This window comes from Streptomyces narbonensis, from assembly GCF_014649015.1.
Classification (GTDB): Bacteria; Actinomycetota; Actinomycetes; order Streptomycetales; family Streptomycetaceae; genus Streptomyces; species Streptomyces narbonensis.
This window is the reverse complement of sequence record NZ_BMSF01000001.1, coordinates 151,652-169,998: the sequence shown is the minus strand read 5'-3', so window position 1 is coordinate 169,998 and position 18,347 is coordinate 151,652. Positions and strand designations below refer to the sequence as shown.

General features: G+C 73.5%; 17 protein-coding genes. 2 read left to right on the top strand and 15 right to left on the bottom strand.

What is annotated here, in order from left to right; genetic code table 11:
- Positions 1 to 212 precede the first annotated feature (212 nt).
- From IE124_RS00755 to IE124_RS00695, 13 genes are all read right to left on the bottom strand, one after another.
- Positions 213 to 890, bottom strand: coding sequence for a class F sortase (locus IE124_RS00755; RefSeq protein WP_189503703.1), 678 nt, complete (start codon positions 888 to 890; stop codon positions 213 to 215).
- Positions 891 to 892: 2 nt separating this feature from the next.
- Entirely contained in the window at positions 893 to 1,531 is a 639-nt protein-coding gene (locus IE124_RS00750) for a hypothetical protein (protein WP_189503700.1), read from the bottom strand.
- A 96-nt stretch (positions 1,532 to 1,627) separates the two neighbouring features.
- The gene (locus IE124_RS00745) at positions 1,628 to 2,407 is read right to left on the bottom strand and encodes an HAD-IIA family hydrolase (protein ID WP_189503697.1); all 780 of its coding nucleotides are present in this window, start codon (positions 2,405 to 2,407) and stop codon (positions 1,628 to 1,630) included.
- A gap of 181 nt (positions 2,408 to 2,588) precedes the next feature.
- Positions 2,589 to 4,142 (bottom strand): alkaline phosphatase family protein, encoded by a 1,554-nt coding sequence (locus tag IE124_RS00740; RefSeq protein WP_189503695.1) that lies wholly within the window; start codon positions 4,140 to 4,142, stop codon positions 2,589 to 2,591.
- Between the two features lie 133 nt (positions 4,143 to 4,275).
- Positions 4,276 to 5,334, bottom strand: coding sequence for a 2-aminoethylphosphonate ABC transporter substrate-binding protein (locus IE124_RS00735; protein WP_189503693.1), 1,059 nt, complete (start codon positions 5,332 to 5,334; stop codon positions 4,276 to 4,278).
- 50 nt (positions 5,335 to 5,384) lie between these two features.
- Positions 5,385 to 6,182, bottom strand: a complete 798-nt coding sequence (locus IE124_RS00730) for an ABC transporter permease (RefSeq protein WP_189503690.1) — start codon at positions 6,180 to 6,182, stop codon at positions 5,385 to 5,387.
- Positions 6,169 to 7,023: a 2-aminoethylphosphonate ABC transporter permease subunit gene (locus IE124_RS00725; protein ID WP_189503688.1), complete on the bottom strand. Its 855-nt coding sequence runs from the start codon at positions 7,021 to 7,023 to the stop codon at positions 6,169 to 6,171. The genes IE124_RS00730 and IE124_RS00725 overlap by 14 nt, the downstream gene beginning before the upstream one ends.
- Entirely contained in the window at positions 7,016 to 8,068 is a 1,053-nt protein-coding gene (locus IE124_RS00720) for an ABC transporter ATP-binding protein (RefSeq protein WP_189503686.1), read from the bottom strand. The genes IE124_RS00725 and IE124_RS00720 overlap by 8 nt, the downstream gene beginning before the upstream one ends.
- Entirely contained in the window at positions 8,065 to 8,733 is a 669-nt protein-coding gene (locus IE124_RS00715) for a phosphonatase-like hydrolase (RefSeq protein WP_229832079.1), read from the bottom strand. Before IE124_RS00715 ends, IE124_RS00720 begins: the two co-directional genes overlap by 4 nt.
- 101 nt (positions 8,734 to 8,834) lie before the next feature.
- Positions 8,835 to 9,956, bottom strand: coding sequence for a TIGR03364 family FAD-dependent oxidoreductase (locus IE124_RS00710; RefSeq protein ID WP_189503684.1), 1,122 nt, complete (start codon positions 9,954 to 9,956; stop codon positions 8,835 to 8,837).
- 137 nt (positions 9,957 to 10,093) lie between these two features.
- Positions 10,094 to 10,861 carry a GntR family transcriptional regulator gene (locus IE124_RS00705; RefSeq protein ID WP_189503682.1) on the bottom strand — a complete coding sequence of 256 codons (768 nt, stop codon included), beginning with the start codon at positions 10,859 to 10,861 and terminating at the stop codon, positions 10,094 to 10,096.
- A 252-nt stretch (positions 10,862 to 11,113) separates the two neighbouring features.
- Entirely contained in the window at positions 11,114 to 12,124 is a 1,011-nt protein-coding gene (locus tag IE124_RS00700; protein ID WP_189503680.1) for a hypothetical protein, read from the bottom strand.
- 125 nt (positions 12,125 to 12,249) lie between these two features.
- The gene (locus IE124_RS00695; RefSeq protein ID WP_189504686.1) at positions 12,250 to 13,665 is read right to left on the bottom strand and encodes an ROK family transcriptional regulator; all 1,416 of its coding nucleotides are present in this window, start codon (positions 13,663 to 13,665) and stop codon (positions 12,250 to 12,252) included.
- Between the two features lie 71 nt (positions 13,666 to 13,736).
- Between IE124_RS00695 and IE124_RS00690 the strand changes: the two genes are divergently transcribed.
- Positions 13,737 to 14,840 carry a Gfo/Idh/MocA family oxidoreductase gene (locus IE124_RS00690; protein WP_189503678.1) on the top strand — a complete coding sequence of 368 codons (1,104 nt, stop codon included), beginning with the start codon at positions 13,737 to 13,739 and terminating at the stop codon, positions 14,838 to 14,840.
- A 104-nt stretch (positions 14,841 to 14,944) separates the two neighbouring features.
- Positions 14,945 to 15,430 (top strand): heme-degrading domain-containing protein, encoded by a 486-nt coding sequence (locus IE124_RS00685; protein WP_370468725.1) that lies wholly within the window; start codon positions 14,945 to 14,947, stop codon positions 15,428 to 15,430.
- On the opposite strand, the gene IE124_RS00680 is transcribed toward IE124_RS00685, so the two are convergent.
- Together IE124_RS00680 and IE124_RS00675 are read right to left on the bottom strand one after the other, a co-directional pair.
- The gene (locus IE124_RS00680) at positions 15,402 to 17,087 is read right to left on the bottom strand and encodes a choice-of-anchor A family protein (protein WP_189503676.1); all 1,686 of its coding nucleotides are present in this window, start codon (positions 17,085 to 17,087) and stop codon (positions 15,402 to 15,404) included. The genes IE124_RS00685 and IE124_RS00680 overlap by 29 nt on opposite strands.
- Positions 17,088 to 17,235: 148 nt before the next feature.
- Positions 17,236 to 18,093, bottom strand: coding sequence for a fumarylacetoacetate hydrolase family protein (locus IE124_RS00675; RefSeq protein ID WP_189503673.1), 858 nt, complete (start codon positions 18,091 to 18,093; stop codon positions 17,236 to 17,238).
- Between the last annotated feature and the right edge of the window lie 254 nt (positions 18,094 to 18,347).

Sequence of the window (18,347 nt, the reverse complement as noted above, 5' to 3'; positions counted from 1 at the left end):
GGCCGCTCGACACGTACGGACCTGTCCGCGTCATCCCGGCACGACAGCCCTCTGGGCCGGGGCGAGGCAGGGCCTCTACAGTTTCCGGAACTCCGACCTCCCGCGGTCGGCACCGGGCTCCTCCCGCCGCCCGTGAGCCCCGCGGTCGAGGACCGGACCGGCCGGTGGCGCCGCGGGACGCGAGCCACCGGCCGGGCGCCGGTCGGCGCGGGTCACCCGGGGACTCGGGTGACCGCACCCGTGAGGTACGCCGAGACGACCACGTTCGCCGAGTACGTGCCGGCCGCGCGGTCGAAGCTGCCGCCGCAGGTGATCAGGCGGAGCTCGGCGCGGCCGGGTTCGCGGCGGCCGTAGACCCGGCTCGCGTCGAAGTCCCCGCGCGGGAAGACCTGGACGTCGTCGACCGTGAACTCGGCGACCGTGCCGTCCGTCCGGGTGACCCGGACCTTCGCGCCGGGGCGGGCCGCGCTCAGGCCGTAGAAGACCGCCGGGCGGGTGTCGGTGTCGACGTGGCCGACGAGGAGGGCCGCCCCGGCCGCCCCCGGCCGGGTGCCCGCGCCGAACCAGCCCACCGCGTGCGGCTGCTCGAAGGGCGGCGGGTCGATCGCGCCCGTGGCGTCCAGGCCGCGCGCGACGACGGGCGCGGCGATGCCGAGCGAGGGGACCTCCACGCGCCGGGGTGCGGCGGGGGCGATCGGCTCGTGGGCCGGGGGCAGCGCCATGCCGAGCGGCCGGCCCACGGCGGCGATGTCGCCGTGGGTGGGCGCCGAGCTGCCCCCGGGGCCCTCCGTGACCTCGCGGCCCCAGAGCCAGAGCCCGAGGAGCAGCAGCGCCCAGGCCACGCCGGTGACGAGTCGCCCGGTGCCCGCCGGGCGGGTTCCGGACGACATGCTCAGTCCGAGCCCGTACCCGAGCCCGTACCGGTCCCCGTGCCCGTACCGGAGGCGGCGGCCTGGCGGCGGGAGCTGCGGAAGGCGACCGCCACGGCCGCGACGGCCGCCAGGCCGAGGCCGAGCAGGGTGTACGGGGTGCCGAGGCCGCTCTCGGTCGTGGTCTGGGCGACTCCGGGGGCGGCCGGGGCGGCGAAGGCGGCGGTCCCGCCGCCGCCCGCGCGGACCGGGGCGACCGGGGTCGCGTGGTGGGTCGGCCGGTGCGTGGGCTCGTGGGTCGGCTTCCGGTGCGTGACGTGCACCGTCCCGACGTCCCGGTGGTCGCGGCCGTCGCAGACCACGGTGACCTTGTACGTGCCGTCCCCGAGTCCGGACTTGATCGTGGTGTCCCCGAACAGGGGGTTGCCCCCGCCGTCCCGGCCGGTGAGCTCGACGTCGGCGACGAACGCCGGGGACTTCGCGGTACCGGTCGTGCCCTTGCAGCCCTGGACGCGGACGTCGATGTCGGCGCCGGGCGAGGCCGTGGACGGGGTGACGGTGGCCTTCACCCCGCCGTCGGCGTACGCGCCGCCGGCCATGGGTGCCAGCACGAGCACCACGGCCGCCCCTGCGGCACGGAGAGCAATGGGAACTGAACGCATCGTGACCTCCTGGTACTGGCAGGGTCACCCGGATCGGCGCTCTTCGCATCCGCAGGAGGCGGCGGCGGGGCGGCGGAGGGGGCGTGCAGGGCGTCCCTACACGCGGTCGACGATGTCCGCGATCGAGTCGACGATCTTGGACGGGCGGAACGGGAAGCGGTCGATCTCGGCCTGGGTGGTCAGACCCGTCAGGACGAGGAAGGTCTGCATGCCCGCTTCCAGGCCGGCCAGGATGTCGGTGTCCATCCGGTCGCCGATCATCGCGCTGGACTCGGAGTGCGCGCCGATCGCGTTCAGGCCGGTGCGCATCATGAGCGGGTTCGGCTTGCCGGCGAAGTACGGCTCCTTGCCGGTGGCCTTCGTGATGAGCGCGGCGACGGACCCGGTGGCCGGGAGCGGGCCCTCCAGGGAGGGGCCGGTCTCGTCGGGGTTGGTGCAGATGAAGCGGGCGCCGGCGTTGATGAGCCGGACGGCCTTGGTCATCGCCTCGAAGGAGTACGTCCGGGTCTCACCGAGGACCACGTAGTCCGGGTCGTGGTCGGTGAGGACGTAGCCGATGTCGTGCAGCGCGGTGGTGAGGCCGGCCTCGCCGATGACGTACGCGGTGCCGCCCGGGCGCTGGTCGTCGAGGAACTTGGCGGTGGCGAGGGCCGAGGTCCAGATGTTCTCGACGGGGACTTCGAGGCCCATGCGGGCGAGGCGGGCGTGCAGGTCGCGGGCCGTGTAGATCGAGTTGTTCGTGAGGACCAGGAAGGGCTTACCGGTCTCCCGCAGCTTCTTGATGAACGCGTCGGCGCCGGGGATCGGGACGCCCTCGTGGATGAGGACGCCGTCCATGTCGGTCAGCCAGGATTCGATCGGCTTGCGCTCTGCCATGGGTGCGGGACTCCTGCCGTACAGATGCACGCACGTGACGTGCGGTGTGCTGGGGGCGCCGCGACAGCGCTGTGGCGACGCCTCCAGGGTAGTCAGGATGTGCTGATCTTGACCCCGTCGAGTGTGAGGACGCTCGGGAGGCCGCTCAGGACGCGGCGCGGAGCGACGTTCAGGACGCCGCTCAGGACGCCGTGACCTCGACGCCGTCGATCGTCCAGTACCAGTTGTTGGCGCCGGTGTAGCGGAAGCGGAAGCTCACGCTGGACGCCCCGGCGGGGACGTTCACGGTGAGCGACTGGGGCCGGGAGACGACGTCGGAGGTGTAGCTCCTGACGACCGTCGGGGTGCCGCCGTTGAAGCTCGCCAGGACCTGGGCGGTCTGGCCGCCCTCCTGGCGGTAGAAGGTCGTGAAGTCGAGGGTCGCCCGGGTCGCGCCGGAGACGTCGTACGCGGGGGTCACCAGGGTCGAGTCGTACGTACCGGAGAAGGACTTGTCGGACCACTCGTCGGAGTCGGCGACGGCGAAGACGCCCCTGGCGCGGACGTTGAGCTCGCGGGACTGGTCGCGCTGGGCGCGGGACCAGAACTCGTCGGTGGCGAAGGACCAGCCGCGCCACTCGGTCATGCCGCCCGTGCCCATGGCGTTGTTGATGACGGACCAGCCGCTCGGTGCGGTACGGGTGAATCCGAGGACCCCGGCGGGGATGCCGGTCTCGTCGACGCGGCCGGAGAGCGATCCGTAGAGCGCGTCGAAGGGGTCGGTGGAGCGCTGCTGGACCGGCTTGCCGTCGAGGCCCCAGGACGGGTCGGGGACGATGCCGAGCTGGTGGAAGACGGTGGCGGCGACGTCGACGAGGCGGGTGTCGATCGGGCGGGCGCCGGCGGCGATGCCCGGGCCCTGGGCGAGGACGAAGGTGCGGCGCTCCTCGATGGAGGAGCCGCCGTGGCCGCCGCCGTCGGTGTGGCCGTGGTCGGTGGTGACGATGACCGTCCAGCGCTCGGTGGCGTACGACGGGCGGGCCTTGATCGCGGCGAGGAGGCGACCCAGGTAGGCGTCCTGGACGTCGATGGCGTCGAGGTACTTGCTGTGCGCGGCGCCGTGGTTGTGGCCGATCTCGTCGGTCTCGCCGAAGTAGACGAAGAGGACGTCGGGGTTCTGGTTGCGGAGGACGTCCTCCGTCGCCTCGGTGATCACCAGGTCGTTGACGACGTAGTTGTTGTCGTAGACGAGCTTGGCGTCGGCGCCGGGGGTGACGGTGCCGTGGGTGTCGAGCTCGGGCCAGTCGACGGCGGCGAAGAGCGAGAGCTGCGGGCGGATCTGGTGCATCCGGGCCAGGAAGCCGGGGTAGGTGCCGTAGTTCTTGCCGGTGAAGGTGTTGTCCTTCACGCCGTGCTTGTCGGGCCAGACGCCGGTGGAGATGGTGGACCAGCCGGGGCCGGAGGAGGTCGCGGCCATCGGGTTGGCGTAGAGCAGGGAGCGGCCGAACGTGCCGTTGGCCATCAGGGACTTGAGGTGCGGGGCCTTGGCCGCGTCGATCCGGTCGTACCGCAGGCCGTCCATGCCGACGACGAGCACCTTGTCCTTGCTGGTGCCGTCGGGGAGCGTGGGGGCGGCGGTGCCGGCCGCGTGGGCGGCGGGGGCGGTGAGCGCACCGGTGGCGGTGACGGCCGCGGTGGCGCCGGCGGCGGCGAGCACGGTGCGGCGGGAGATGCGGGAGATGCCGTCGATCGGCATGAGGAAGTCCTCCGTCGAAGGGGCTGTGCGGGCGCTGACGCACGCCAACGCCCCTGATTTCCCAGGGGCGTTGGTTCGTACCCGTTATCTTTCCGCGATCTTCGGGGGCTTTCCAGAGTCGTACGGTGAACTCTTAGCTGCCGGTCGCGGACTTCCACCCGTCGACGTACGTCTTGAGGTTCTTGTCGATGTCGGACCAGTCGGGCTCGAAGATCTCGACGCCTTCGAGGAGCTTGGACAGTTCGATGGCGTTGGCGTCGGTGGGCTTGACGTCCTTGCGGGCCGGGAAGCCGCCGCCGATCGCGCTGACCTCGCGCTGGGCCTGCTCGCTCAGCATGAAGTCGAGGAGCTTCCTGCCGTTGTCGGCGTGCGGGGCCTTGTCGACCAGACCGGCGGCGTACGGCAGGGCGAAGGTCGTGGGCCTGCCGCCTTCCTTGGCGGGGAACCAGATGCCGAGGTTGGGCATCGAGCGGGCCTGGGCGTAGTTCATCTGGACGTCGCCGTTGGCGACGAGCAGCTCGCCCTTGTCGACCTTCGGGGCGAGCTTGGAGGTGGAGGACGAGGGGCCGACGTTGTTGGCCTGGAGCTTCTTGAGGTACTCCATGGCCGGCTCCTGGCCGCCGAAGTCGTGCATGGCCTTGATGAGGACGGCGGTGCCGTCGCCCGCGACGCCGGGGGTCGAGTACTGGAGCCTGTTCTTGAACTTCGCGTCGAGGAGCTCCTCCCAGCTCTCGGGGGCGGCCGGCAGCTCCTTCTTGTTGTGGATGAAGCCGAAGTAGTTGTTGACGACCGAGGTCCACTTGCCGTCGCCGGACTTGTCGCCGCCGCCGACCTGGTCGGAGCCCTTGGGCGCGTACGCCTGGAGGAGGCCCTTGGAGTCGGCCTGCTGGATGAAGGGCGGCAGGGTCACGATGACGTCGGCCTGGGTGTTGCTCTTCTCGCGGAGGGCGCGCTGCACCATCTCGCCGGAGCCGCCCTCGACGTACTCGACCTTGATGCCGGTCTGCTTCTCGAAGTCCTTGAAGACCTTGTCGTACCAGCCGTCGCCCGCCTCGCCCTTGAGGCCGTCGGCGCTGTACACGGTGACGGTCTTCGCGTCGGAGGCGGAGGAGGATCCGCCGCAGGCGGTGAGGGTGGCGGCGAGGGCGAGGGCGCCGGTGACGGCGGCGATCGGCTTGGCGTGCGTAAGCATGGCGTCGTTCTCTCCTGATGACGGATGCGGCCACCGGTACGGATGGCCGGTTAGCGGAAGGAGGCTCTGGTGCGGATGTGGGAGACGGCGAGCAGGGCCAGCAGGGTCGCGGCCATGAGGATCACGGCGAGCGCCGAGCCGGTGAAGAGCGAACCCCGGTCGGTGGCCGTGAAGATGAGCACCGGGAGCGGCAGCCAGTCCGGCGGGTAGAGCATCATCGTGGCGCTCAGCTCGCCCATGGAGAGGGCGAAGCAGAGCCCGGCCGCCGCGTTCAGGGACGGCAGCAGGAGCGGGAGCCGCACCCGGAGCAGGACGTACGCGGGGCGGGCGCCGAGACTGGCCGCCGCCTGCTCGTACATCGGGTCGAGGCGGCGGATCGCCGCCGACACCGACTGGTGGGCGAAGGCCGTGACGAGCACGGTGTGCGCGAGGATCACGATCCAGCGCGTGCCGTTGAGGAGCACCGGCGGCTGCGAGAAGGCCACGAGGACGGCCAGTCCGACGACGACCGACGGCACGGCGACCGGCAGCATGAAGAGGGCGTCGAGGATCCGGCGGCCCCGCCTGCCCAGCGCGGCGGAGGCGAGCGCCGCCCAGGTCCCGAGGGTCAGCGCGACCAGGCTCGCGGTGACGGCGGTGACCAGGCTCGTCGTGAGCGCCCGGAGGGACTCCCCGCGCACGGCCGCCGCGTAGTGGGCGGTGGTGGGGCCGGAGGGGAAGGCGCCGGACCAGTGCGTGGAGAACGAGGCGGCGACGATGACGAGCAGGGGCAGGGCGAAGAGCGGGACGAAGAGGACCGCGAACAGCGCCCACGCCGTCCACCTGCCCGTACGGCTATGCACCAGCACGGCGGCTCACCCCCCGGTAGAGGACGTAGAGGCCCACGGAGAGTGCGACGTTCACGACGGCGACGACGCAGGCGGCGGCGTAGTCGGATTCGAGGATCGCCTTGCCGTAGACGAGCATCGGGAGGGTCGTGACGCCCTTGGCGCCGGTGAAGAGGACGATCCCGAACTCGTTGAGACACATGACGAGGACGAGGCTGCCGCCGGAGGCGAGCGCGGGCAGCGCTTCGGGCAGGATCACCTGCCGGACGATCCGCAGGGGCCGGGCGCCGAGGGAGGACGCCACCTCCAGCTGGGCGGTCTCCAGCTGGGAGAACGCGGCGAGGAGCGGGCGCATCACGAAGGGCGTGAAGTACGTGATCTCGGCGAGGAGGACGCCCCAGGGGGTCGTCAGGAACCGGAAGGGGCCCGCCGCGTCGCCGGTGACGTCCGTCCAGACCCCGTTGGCCATGCCGACGGTGCCGTAGAGGAACAGCAGGGCGAGCGTGATCAGGAAGGACGGGAAGGAGAGGAAGACGTCGATGAACTTCGCCACCGCCCGACCGCCGGGGAAGGGCACGAAGGCGATCACGAGCGCGAGCGCGAAGCCGAGGACCAGACAGCCGGCCGTGGAGGCGACGGCCAGCCACACGGTGGTGACGAGCGCGTCGCGGAACGACTCGGAGGCGAGGACGCCGGCGTAGGCCCCGGGGGCCAGGGACTCCTGGACGACGAGGGCGAGGGGGTAGAGGAAGACCAGCGCGAGGACGGCGACGGGCGGCAGGGCCCAGACCCAGGTGGGGGTGGCGCGCCTCGTCGCGGGCGGGCGTCCGGCCGGGGCCGCGGCGCTGACCGCGCTAGCCATCCGACACCCCCGACCCCAGCAGCACCGCGTCCTCGGGCGCGAAGTGCAGCGTGACCTCGGCCCCGAGCGCCGGCGTCTCCCGGAGCTCGCGCACGTCCGCCTTCACGCGGTGGCCGCCGACCTCGACGTACAGCCGGTGGGTGGAGCCGCGCCACTGGACCTCGGCGACGCGCCCCCGGAGCGCGTTCGGGCCCTCGCCGAGTCCGACCAGGTGGGGCCGTACGCAGAGGGTGGCGCCCGAGCCGGGGGCCACGTCCTCGGTGGCCACCTCCAGGTCGGTACCCGCGAAGGCGACACCGCGCGCGCCGACCGTCACGGGCAGCAGGTTGGCGTTCCCGACGAACGACGCCGTGAACTCCGTACGCGGACGGCGGTACAGGTCCTGCGGGGTGCCGCAGTCCTGGAGCCGGGCCTTGTCCATGACGGCGATCCGGTCGGCCAGCGTGAGCGCCTCGACCTGGTCGTGGGTGACGTACAGGATCGAGACGTCCGGCAACTCGCGGTGCAATCTGGCCAGTTCGGCGAGCATCCCGGAGCGGAGCTGAGCGTCGAGGGCGGAGAGCGGTTCGTCGAGGAGGAGGACGCGCGGCCGGATCGCGAGGGCGCGGGCGATGGCGACGCGCTGCTGCTGGCCCCCGGAGAGCTCGCGGGGGTACCGGCGCGCGTACGCGGCCATGCCCGTCATCTCCAGGGCCTCGGCGACCCGGGCGGGAATCTCGGCCTTGGGCGCCTTCTGCGCCTTGAGGCCGAAGGCGACGTTGGCGTCGACGCGCAGGTGCGGGAAGAGGGCGTACTGCTGGACGACCATGCCGATGCCCCGCTTGTACGGCGGGAGGGCGGTGACGTCCTGGCCGCCGATGAGGACCCGCCCGGAGGCCGGGCGCACGAAGCCGGCGACGGCTCGCAGCGCGGTCGTCTTGCCGGATCCGGAGGGCCCGAGGAGGGCCATGACCTCGCCGGGTTCAACGGTCAGGTCGAGGTGGTCCAGGACGGTGGTCCCGCCGTACGCGACGGAGACGCCGTCGAAGCGGATGCCGCTGTTCATGCCTCGTACTCCGTGATGAGCGCCGGGAGTTCGGCGATCGAGGCGAGGACGTGGGTGGCGCCGTGTTCCGTGAGCGCCGCCTCCCCGTGGGCGCCCGTGAGGACTCCCGCCACGATCCCGGCGCCCGCGCGGGAGCCGCTGAGCATGTCGTACGAGGTGTCGCCCGCGACCGCGATGTGGCGGACGTCGTCGACCGCGCCCGTACGGAGGAGGGCCGCGAGGACCATGTCCGGGTAGGGGCGGCCCCGGCCACCGGCGTCGGCCGGGCAGAGGGTCAGGCCGACGAGGTCGCGCCAGCCGAGGGCGTCGAGGATGGCGTCCTGGGTGACGCGGGCGAAGCCGGTGGTGAGGACGACGGTCCTGCCCTGGTCCTTCAGCGTGGCGACGGCCTCGGCCGCGCCGGGCACCGGTGCGATCAGGCCGCCGGAGACGAGCTCTCCGTACGCCTCCTCGAAGGCGAGGTTGGCCTGCCGGGCGCGGTTCTCGTCGCCGCCGAAGAGGTGGCGGAAGACGGAGATCTTGGACTCGCCCATGGTGGCGCGAACGTAGTCGATCATGGTGCCGGGGTCCTCGCCGAGGCGTTCGGCGGCGGCCGTGAAGGCCCGCTCGACGAGGCCGTCGTCGGCTACGGTCGTGCCCGCCATGTCGAGGACGACGAGGTCCATGGGGGCCCGGAGGGTCTTCGAGGTCTTTCGGGCCTTCGCAGGCTTCGAGTCCTTCGGGGCCATCGAGGTCTTCGAGGTCTTCGAGGTCTTGGTCATCCCGTTCACCAGCCCAGTTCGTTCGCGGTCGTCTCGGCGATGGCGGGCGAGCAGGTCATGCCGCGCCCGCCGGGTCCCGTCACCAGCCACACGTCGTCGGCGACCCGCTGGCGGTGCACGACCCGGCTGGTGTCGACGCACTGTGCGTACACCCCGGCCCAGCGGCGCCTGATCTTCGGCAGCGGGCGGCCGAGGAAGGACTCGACGACACGGGTGAGGTGCTCGTAGGGGTCTTCGAGGGTGTCGAAGGCGAAGGGGTGCTCGTACTCGTGGGTGTCGCCGATGGTCAGTCCGCCGTCGAGCCGCTGCACCATCAGGAGCTGCATCTTGTGCGCGGCGCCGGTCGGGTCCTGTGCCTGACCGGCGTTGAGGGCGTCAAGGGCGGGGGACGCGTACGCCGGGTAGTAGCGGAAGGAGTCGGCGTCGGCGACGGAGGTGGTGAGCGGCTCGCCGAGGGGCTCGGTCTGCATCATCTGGAGCCGGACCCGGCGGACGGGTATCTCGCCGGCGACCTCGCGGACGAGTCCGGAGAGCCAGGCGCCGGTGCACAGGACGACGGCGTCGCCCGTGTGCGTCTCGCCCCGGTCGTCGCGGACGGCACCCCTGCCGACGACGTCCCGGACCTCGCGGTCGGGCAGGAAGGTGTACTTCCCGGTGGCGACCAGGGCCTCGCGGAGGGCGAGCTGGGCGAGGCGCGGCTCGACGGCGGCGTCCCGCTCGCACCAGAGGGCCGCCTCGAACTCCCCGCGCAGGGCGGGGTTGACCGCGCGGGCCTCGTCCGCCGTCAGCAGCTTGTAGCCGCGGGCGGCTGCGTCGGGCCGCGCGAGGGCGGCCTCGGCGACGGCCAGTTCCAGGTCGTTGCGTACGGGCGTGAGGGAGCCGATGGCCCGGAAGCCGAGCCCGGGAACCCGGGCGCCGATGCCCTCCCACAGGTCGCGGGCGCGCAGGGCGGTGTCGAGCTCCTCCCCGCCGGCGCGGCCGCTCACCCAGATCTGGCCGAAGTTACGGAGGGACGCTCCGCGCGCCTCGGCCTCGCGCTCGATGTGTACGACCTCATGGCCGCGTTCCACTGCGTGCCAGGCGTGCATGGTTCCCACCACGCCGGCTCCTACGACGATCACCTTCATGGCCGAAACGGTCGTGGGAGCGGGTGGCCCGGACGGATCCGGTGGGCGACGGGACGGTGAACGGCCCGACAAGCTTGGACCAGACCCGTTATCTCTCTGTTATGAAGCGGCGCCGGCCGTCCGGCTGCACCTCCGGGTCAGCCCTGGCGGCCCAGGTGCGCGGTGAAGCTGAACCGGTCGCCGCGGTAGAGCGTGCGGACCCGCTCCAGGGGGCGGCCAGAGGTGTCGCGCGAGACGCGGTGGAGCAGCAGCATCGGCAGCGCCGGGGGCGTGCCGATGAGCAGGGCCTCGCGCGGGGTCGCGAGCACGGTCTCGATGCGTTCGTCGGCGTCGCCGAAGGTCACGCCGAGGTGGTCGTGGAGGTAGGCGTAGAAGGAGGAGTCCGGGTCGAAGTCGGCGTCCAGGCGCGGGGCGCGGGCCTCGGAGACGTACGTGCTCTCCAGGCCGACCCGCTCGTCGTCGGCGAGCAGCACCCGCTCCATGTGCCAGACAGGCTCGCCCCGTTCGGCGCCGACCTCCGGCGCGAGCGCCTCCGGGCAGGGGAAGCGGTCGAGGGAGATCAGGCTCCGGCCGGGGCGGCGGCCCTGCCGGCGGACGCCCTCCGTGTAGCTGGCGAGCGAGAGGGGCTGTTCGAGCTTGGGACCCGCGACGACCGTGCCCCGGCCCTGGCGGCGCACCCGGCCCTCCAGGAGCAGTTCGCGCAGCGCCTGGCGAAGGGTCTCGCGGGACACCTCGTACCGGACGGCGAGGTCGCGCTCGGTGGGCAGCAGCCCGCCTTCACCCAACTCTTCGACGAGCAGGGTGAGTTTCGCCTTCACGGCGTAGTACTTGGGGACCCTGCCGTGCTCGGGCACTCCGGAGCGGACGGGGGCGCCGGGGTCGGCGGGGGCGGTCTGGTAGTTCACGGAGGGATCGTCGCAGACGGTGATGAACGGGGAGGTGTACGGAACGTGGCTCGGAGGTGCCGGGGGCGGCGGGAGCCGCCGCCGGGTCTCCGCCGGGCGGCGCGCGGGGCCGATCGGAGGGCGGCACCGGTCGGAGGGCGGCACCGGTCGGACGGCGGGGCCGGTCGGACGGCGGGGCCGGTCGGACGCCGGGGCCGGTCGGAGGGCTGGGCCGGTCGGAGGGCTGGGCCGGTCGGAGGGCTGGGCGTGGGGTCACTCCCGGCGGGCAGTGCGTGGGGTCAGGCGGCGGGCGGTGCGGACGAGGGTGGCACCGAGCAGGGCCAGCGCGGCGGCGAAGGAGCCGAGGAGGATGGCGCCTTCCCGGCCGGACTCCCCTCCCGTGTGAGCCAGTTCGCGACTCGGATCGGCGCCCTCCGCGCCCTCCGGGGGCCTGGGGGGCTCGGGCTTCGCGGGAGGCTTGGCCGGCGGGTCGGCCGCGTCGCCCCGCGGCTCGGGCGTGCCGGACGCGTCGGGCACGGCGGGGCCGACGGTCAGGCGGTACTCGTCGGACGCGCCGACCCAGTCGCCGTCGGCGCCCCGGCGCTGGACGACGGCCGCGCTCACGGCGACCTCGTCGGGGGCGGTGTCCGCGCGGAACGCGAGCCGCACGGGGACGGTGAGGGTCCGGCCCGCGGGGATCGCGAAGCCGCCGAAGTCGGTGAACACCCCCACGTTCTCGGCTGCTTCGGTCGTCTCGAAGGCCACGGGGCGCCAGCGGGCCGACCCCTCGTCGTAGAACTCGAAGCGGATCTGGGCCGGTTGGAGCGCGCGGTCCCGGTCGGTGAGGACGAGGACGGGGTGGACGCCGGTGCAGGACGCGTCGGTGTCGTTCGTGAGGTCGAGCCTCCAGGCCTGGAGGGGGCCGCCTGCGGGGTAGTCGTCGGGGCCGCCGTTGATCCGGGTCGCGAGCGGGAATCCGCCGTCGGGGGCGTTGCCGCAGGAGGGGACGGGCGGGTCGGGGGCGGGGATTTCGGGGGCGTTGAACGCCGGGGCGTCGGGGGCCGGGGGCGCGGGGGCGAGCGGCACGGAGGCAGGGGCCCGAGGGACGGAGGCCCCCGGAGCGGACGCCTTCGGAGCGTGGGCCGCCGGCGCCGGGGCCGCGAGTGCGGGGGCCGAGAGGGCGAGGGCCACCGTCGCGGTCACGGTCGCGGTCACGGCGGCGGTCGCGGTGACCGTCGCGGTGACGACGAGGGCGCTGCGCTGGCGCAGGGGGGCGGATGCCATGGGGCGGCTGCCTTTGCTGCTCGCGGGCGTACGGGTCGGCCGCGACGCTGCCACGCCCGGGCGGGCGGTCCGGTCAGCGACACCGTTCGCGCCCTCGTACGGCCCGAGCAATCCGCCCGATCAGCCTATTGTCCGAAGATAGGAGCGAGAGCGAGCCATGCCGCTCCCACCGCCACCGCCTGCGGGGCCGTGGCCACGTCGACCGGCGTCGGGAGCCCGAGCTCGGCGAGGACCTCCCTTGCCCCGTCGGCGAACACCTCCGGCGCACCGAGCACCACTCGCCCGCCCAGCAGGACCTGGTCGATGTCGAGGAGCCGTACGAGGTTGGCCGCGCCCGCGCCGAGGATCCGCGCGGCTTCGGGGAGTTCGCCGCGCGCGACCGCCGCCAGGCAGAGGACCTCCAGGCAGCCGCGCCCTCCGCAGTCGCACGGGGGGCCGTCGAGCTGGACGGTCTGGTGGCCGAGCTCGCCCGCCCCGGTCCTGTCGCCGCGCAGCGGCGCGCCCCCGAGGACGAGGCCGGCGCCCAGCCCCGTACCGAGATGGACGTAGGCGAAGGAGCCGGGGGCCTCGGGGCGCAGGGCGAGACCGAGGGCGGCCGCGTTCGTGTCCTTGTCGAGGACGACGGGCAGCCCGAGACGCCGGGCCAGGTCGTCCCGTACCGGATACCCCTCCCAGGAGGGGAAGCCGGTCACACGGCCGGGCATGCCGGCGCGGTGGTCCAGGGGCCCGGGCATGGCGAGACCGACGCCCAGGACGGGACCGGAGCGGTGGCCGGGTGCCGAGCCGGGTGCCGGGCCGGGCGCGGGGCCGGGCGCGGGGCCGGGTGCGGGGCCGGGCGCGGGGCCGGGTGCGGGGCCGGGCGCGGACTCGCGGTCGGCGCCCGGGACGGGACCGGAGCCGGGGCCGGGCGCGGGGCCGGGCGCGGACTCGCGGTCGGCGCCCGGGACGGGACCGGAGCCGGGGCCGGGCGCGGGGCCGGGCGCGGACTCGCGGTCGGCGCCCGGGACGGGACCGGAGCCGGGGCCGGGCGCGGACTCGCGGTCGGCGCCCAGGACGAGACCGGCGCGGGGGCCGGTGGACTCCCCCGCGCCGATCGGCCCGGCGCCCCCCACCTCCCCTTCCGCGAGCAGCGCCCGTACCTCCTCCGTCACCGCGTCCATGACCGGACCCGCCCCCGCCCCCAGGTCGGCCGGGCGGCGGCGCAGGGCCACGACCGTGCCCGCGAGGTCCGTCAGGAGGGTCGTCAGCTCGTCGCGGTCGAGGTGGACGCCGACCGCGTACCCGGCGGATGGCACCAGACGCAGGACCGTGCGGGGCTTGCCGCCCGTCGAGGCGCGGCGGCCCGCCTCCGCCGCGAGGCCCTCGGCCCGGAGCCGGGCAGTGATCTTGCTGACCGCCTGCGGGGTGAGGCCGGTCCTCTCGGCCAGCTCCAGGCGGCTGATCCCGGTCTCCCCCGCGGTGCGCAGGAGGTCGAGCACGAGCGCCGAGTTGTGGCTGCGCAGCGCCGGTACGTTCACGCCGCCAAGGCCCTTCGCATACATCTGCTCCGTCTTCACGCCCCCATTGTCGCGGCCGCTTGCACTTTGGCAACAGCGTTGCTTAAGTGAGGTGCATGACTGGCACCGACACCGACCCCCGCACCCCGAGCGCCCCCCTCCGCGTCGGACTCGTCGGCTACGGCCTCGCGGGCTCCGTCTTCCACGCCCCGCTGATCGCCGCCTCCGAGGACCTCGTCCTCGCCGCCGTCACCACCGGCAACCCGGAGCGCGCCGCCGAGGCCCGCGCCGCGCACCCCGGCGTGCGGGTCGTGGCCTCCCCCGAGGAGCTGTGGACGCAGGGGGCGGACGAGCTCGACCTGATCGTCGTCGCCTCCCCGAACAAGACGCACGTCGCGGTCGCCACGGCCGCCCTGGAGGCCGGCCTCCCGGTCGTCGTCGACAAGCCGCTCGCCGGGACCGCCGCCGAGGCGCGCGGCCTCGCCGCCCTCGCCGAGGAGCGGGGCCTGCTGCTCTCGGTCTTCCAGAACCGCCGCTGGGACAACGACTTCCTGACCCTCCGCAGCCTCCTCGACGAGGACGCGCTCGGCGAGGTCCAGCGCTTCGAGTCCCGCTTCGAGCGCTGGCGGCCACAGCTCAAGGGCGGCTGGCGGGAGTCCGGCGCCCCCGAGGAGATCGGCGGCCTGCTCTTCGACCTGGGCAGCCACGTCGTCGACCAGGCGCTCGTGCTCTTCGGCCCGGCGGTCTCGGTGTACGCCGAGTCGGACGTTCGCCGCCCCGGCGCCGCCGCCGACGACGACACCTTCCTCGCGATCACGCACGCCGGCGGAGTCCGCTCCCACCTGTACGTCAGCGCCACCACCGCCCAGCTCGGCCCCCGCTTCCGGGTGCTCGGGCAGCGCGCGGGCTTCGTGAAGTACGGGCTCGACCCCCAGGAGGCCGCCCTGCGCGAGGGCCTGCGGCCCGTGCCGGGCACGGTCTGGGGCGTCGAGCCGGAGGAGCTGTGGGGCCGGCTCGGCTCCGGGGAGTCCCCGGCGACCGGCGGCGGCACCCCGGTCCCGTCGCTGCCCGGCGCCTATCCGGCGTACTACGCGGCCGTCGCCGCCGCCCTCCGCGGCACCGGCGAGAACCCGGTCACCGCGCACGAGGCGGCCGCCGCGCTCGACGTGCTGGAGGCGGCGAAGCGGTCGGCCCGCGAGGGCGTCACGGTGAAGCTGTGAGCACGCCCGCAGGTTCCGCCGCCCCCGACGAGGCCGATGACGTCGACGAGTTCGGCCAGGTCGGCGGGGACGCCGAGGTCGATGAGGTGGATGAGGTGGATGAGGTGGATGAGGTGGATGAGGTCGGCGCGCTGGAGGCGCAGGAGGCCCGCCTGGTCCTCCCCCGCTTCACGTACGACGACGCCTGGACGCTCGGGACGCTCCTCGTCGGCATGGCGAGGGAGCGCCGCGCCCCCGTCGCGATCGACATCCGGCGCGGCGCGCAGCAGCTGTTCCACAGCGCGCTGCCGGGGTCCAGCGCGGACAACGACGCGTGGATCGACCGGAAGCGGCGGGTCGTCGAGCGGTACGGCGCGAGCTCGTTCCTGATCGGCGCGCGGTTCCGCGCCAAGGGGACGACCTTCGAGGCGTCCTCGCGCCTCGACCCCGACCGGTACGCCGCCCACGGCGGTTCGTTCCCGGTCGCGGTCGAGGGCGCGGGGGTGATCGGCTCGGTCACGGTCTCCGGCCTTCCGCAGGCCGAGGACCACGCGCTGGTCGTCGAGGCACTGGAACGGCTGCTCAGTTCGTACGCCTCCGGCGACGGCTGACCGTCACGAGGATCCCGCCGCCCAGGGCGAGTCCCACCGCGGCGGCGCCCATGACGATCTGCCCGGTCCCGGCACCGGTCTCGGGCATTTCGCCGTGCGGGCCGTGGTTGCCGCCGGTGTCGCCGTAGCCACCGGTGTCGTCGCCGTAGCCCCCGGTGTCACCGCCGCCCGTCGTGTGACCGCCCGAGTTCCCGCCCGTCGTGTGACCGCCCGAGTTCCCGCCGGTGGTCGTGGGGTCGGTGGGAGTCGGCGTCGGGTCGGTCGGCGTGGGAGTGGGATCCGTCGGCGTGGGCGTCGGATCCGTCGGGGTCGGCGTCGGATCCGTCGGCGTGGGCGTCGGATCCGTCGGGGTCGGCGTCGGATCCGTCGGCGTGGGCGTCGGATCCGTCGGGGTCGGCGTCGGATCCGTCGGCGTGGGCGTCGGGTCGGTCGGCGTGGGCGTCGGATCCGTCGGGGTCGGCGTCGGATCCGTCGGCGTGGGCGTCGGGTCGGTCGGCGTGGGCGTCGGATCCGTCGGGGTCGGCGTCGGATCCGTCGGCGTGGGCGTCGGATCCGTCGGGGTCGGCGTGGGACTGGGCGTGGGCTCCCCGCAGGCCGGCAGGTCGCCGTTGAACGGATAGGCATGCATCTCCTGGCCGCCGCCGCCCGTCGGCTCCGAGGCGTGCGTCAGGTTCCCGGTGGTGAAGAAGCGGCCGTTCGTGCCCGGCATCGTGACCGTCGTCGTGCTGGCCTGGTTGCCGATGAGCACACTGCCCGCGAACTGCGCCCCGCCCTCGAACTTGACCGTCGCCGCGTCCGGGAAGTTCCAGAGGACGCGCTCCCGCAGCCCCCCGGGCAGCTGGTTGATGTTGGTGTCGACGGTGCGGTCGGCTCCGAGGACGTTGACCAGGACCGTCGCACCGGCCGGGATGTTCACGAAGCGGATGTCCTGCGCCCCTTCGCTCGCCGACTCCAGGTCGAAGTCGACGTTGAAGACCTGGAGGGGCGAGTTGCCGTCACCCGTGAAGACGGTCTCGTAGCCCTTGTTCTCGGCGGTTCCGGTCGGAGTCCGGGGGGCGCCGCCGACGTACGCGTAGCACTGGCTGGCGTCGGTGAGCTGCCCCCGCAGGGCCGTGTACTGGGCCGCTGCCGCGGCGTCGTGGACCGCGGTGGGGACCACCGTCCCGGAGAGCACGCCCCCGTACTCGACGACTCCCTTGACCGTGCCCTCCTCGGCGAGCAGGCTCTGCCCGGCAGCCACCGTGAGGTCCTTGCCGACCGTGAGGAACTCGGTGCCGTTGTCGGGCGGGATGCGCGAGCCCGCGCCCACGATGCCGACGTTGTAGACGCTCGAGACTCCGGCCCGCTTGTTCTGGTCGAAGCCGCCGAGTACGACGATCTTGCCCTCGGCCTCGGCGGCGGCCTCGCGGACGAGGAAGTCGCCGCCGACGAAGATGTTGATGTTGTTGTCGCGGTAGATGACGGCGCCGCTGTTGATCTCGGGGTAGCCGCTGGGCGGGCACTTGCCCGGCTTGCAGGGGCCGAGGCCGCCCGGCAGGGGATCGGCGAAGCCGTTGACGGCCAGCGCGCCGACCAGGGCGGTGGCGCCGACCGTGGCCGCGGCGATGGCGGCGAGGCGCCTCCGGGAAGGCCCTCGCTCGTTCGTGTTTCGTTCCATAAGGGGCAATATGCAAAAAAGCCTATGAAAATAGCGACGCCCCACGCGGGACGCCGCCAATTTCACGCTTCACGCTGCATGTTCACGCTTCACAGTTCACGCGAGCGCGGTGCTGCCACCGTCAGGAGCCGGCGTGACGCTGCCGCCGTCAGGCGCCCTTGAGCTCCTGGCGCTGCCGGCCGAGCCCGTCGACCTCCAGCTCGACGACGTCACCGGGGCGCAGGTACGGCTTGGGCTCCGGCTGCCCCATGGCGACTCCGGCGGGGGTGCCGGTGTTGATGATGTCGCCCGGGTAGAGGGTCATGAACCGGCTGACGTACCGGACGACCTCCGCGACCGGGAAGATCTGGTCGGAGGTGTGACCGTCCTGCTTGAGCTCGCCGTTGACCCAGAGGCGGAGGCCGAGGGCCTGCGGGTCGGGCACCTCGTCGGCGGTGACGAGCCAGGGGCCGAGGGGGTTGAAGGTCTCGCAGTTCTTGCCCTTGTCCCAGGTGCCGCCGCGCTCGATCTGGAACTCGCGCTCGGAGACGTCGTGGGCGACCGCGTAGCCGGCGACGTGCGCGAGGGCCTGCTCGTCGGTCTCCAGGTAGCGGGCGGTGCGGCCGATGACGATGGCGAGCTCCACCTCCCAGTCCGTCTTGACCGAGCCGCGCGGTACGAGCACGGTGTCGTCCGGGCCGACGACGGTGTCGGCGGCTTTGAGGAAGACGACGGGCTCGGCCGGGGTGGCCTGGCCGGTCTCGGCGGCGTGACCGTGGTAGTTCAACCCGATGCACACGACCTTGCCGACGCGGGCGACCGGAGGGCCGATGCGCAGCCCGGTCGCGTCGAGCGCGGGCAGCACGCCGGCGGCGGCCGCACCCCGGACGCGGTCGAGCGTGGCGGCGTCGGAGAGGAGAGCGCCGTCGATGTCGTCGACCAGCGCGGACAGGTCGCGGAGGGTGCCGTCCTGGTCGAGCAGGGCAGGACGCTCGGCTCCCGGCGGGCCTACACGCAGCAGCTTCATGGTCTTCTCCCTGTGGTCGAGGTGGGCCCGGGAAGGGCCCTGAGGTGCCCCGGCCGATGGAGTGCGGCCATCGGAGGATTGGTCGATCCTCCAAGACATCGGGTCACTCTGCAAGACCCCGTTCACGCACTGGACCCTTACGCGCGAGTAGCAACGGCGCCGGAAGCCCGCTTCCTGCCCGCCGCCCCCTTCTTCCCGCCCGCCGGCTTCCCCTTCCCGCCCGCCGGCGGCTTCCGCTTCCCGGCCACCGGGGG

Bases quoted from the DNA above. Each gene is read 5' to 3' on its own strand.
- IE124_RS00740 (WP_189503695.1), bottom strand. From the start codon at position 4,142: ATGCCGATCGACGGCATCTCCCGCATCTCCCGCCGCACCGTGCTCGCC.
- IE124_RS00675 (WP_189503673.1), bottom strand. From the start codon at position 18,093: ATGAAGCTGCTGCGTGTAGGCCCGCCGGGAGCCGAGCGTCCTGCCCTG.
- IE124_RS00735 (WP_189503693.1), bottom strand. From the start codon at position 5,334: ATGCTTACGCACGCCAAGCCGATCGCCGCCGTCACCGGCGCCCTCGCC.
- IE124_RS00695 (WP_189504686.1), bottom strand. From the start codon at position 13,665: ATGTATGCGAAGGGCCTTGGCGGCGTGAACGTACCGGCGCTGCGCAGC.
- IE124_RS00700 (WP_189503680.1), bottom strand. From the start codon at position 12,124: ATGGCATCCGCCCCCCTGCGCCAGCGCAGCGCCCTCGTCGTCACCGCG.
- IE124_RS00690 (WP_189503678.1), top strand. From the start codon at position 13,737: ATGACTGGCACCGACACCGACCCCCGCACCCCGAGCGCCCCCCTCCGC.
- IE124_RS00750 (WP_189503700.1), bottom strand. From the start codon at position 1,531: ATGCGTTCAGTTCCCATTGCTCTCCGTGCCGCAGGGGCGGCCGTGGTG.
- IE124_RS00720 (WP_189503686.1), bottom strand. From the start codon at position 8,068: ATGAACAGCGGCATCCGCTTCGACGGCGTCTCCGTCGCGTACGGCGGG.
- IE124_RS00725 (WP_189503688.1), bottom strand. From the start codon at position 7,023: ATGGCTAGCGCGGTCAGCGCCGCGGCCCCGGCCGGACGCCCGCCCGCG.
- IE124_RS00755 (WP_189503703.1), bottom strand. From the start codon at position 890: ATGTCGTCCGGAACCCGCCCGGCGGGCACCGGGCGACTCGTCACCGGC.
- IE124_RS00715 (WP_229832079.1), bottom strand. From the start codon at position 8,733: ATGGACCTCGTCGTCCTCGACATGGCGGGCACGACCGTAGCCGACGAC.
- IE124_RS00680 (WP_189503676.1), bottom strand. From the start codon at position 17,087: ATGGAACGAAACACGAACGAGCGAGGGCCTTCCCGGAGGCGCCTCGCC.
- IE124_RS00710 (WP_189503684.1), bottom strand. From the start codon at position 9,956: ATGAAGGTGATCGTCGTAGGAGCCGGCGTGGTGGGAACCATGCACGCC.
- IE124_RS00745 (WP_189503697.1), bottom strand. From the start codon at position 2,407: ATGGCAGAGCGCAAGCCGATCGAATCCTGGCTGACCGACATGGACGGC.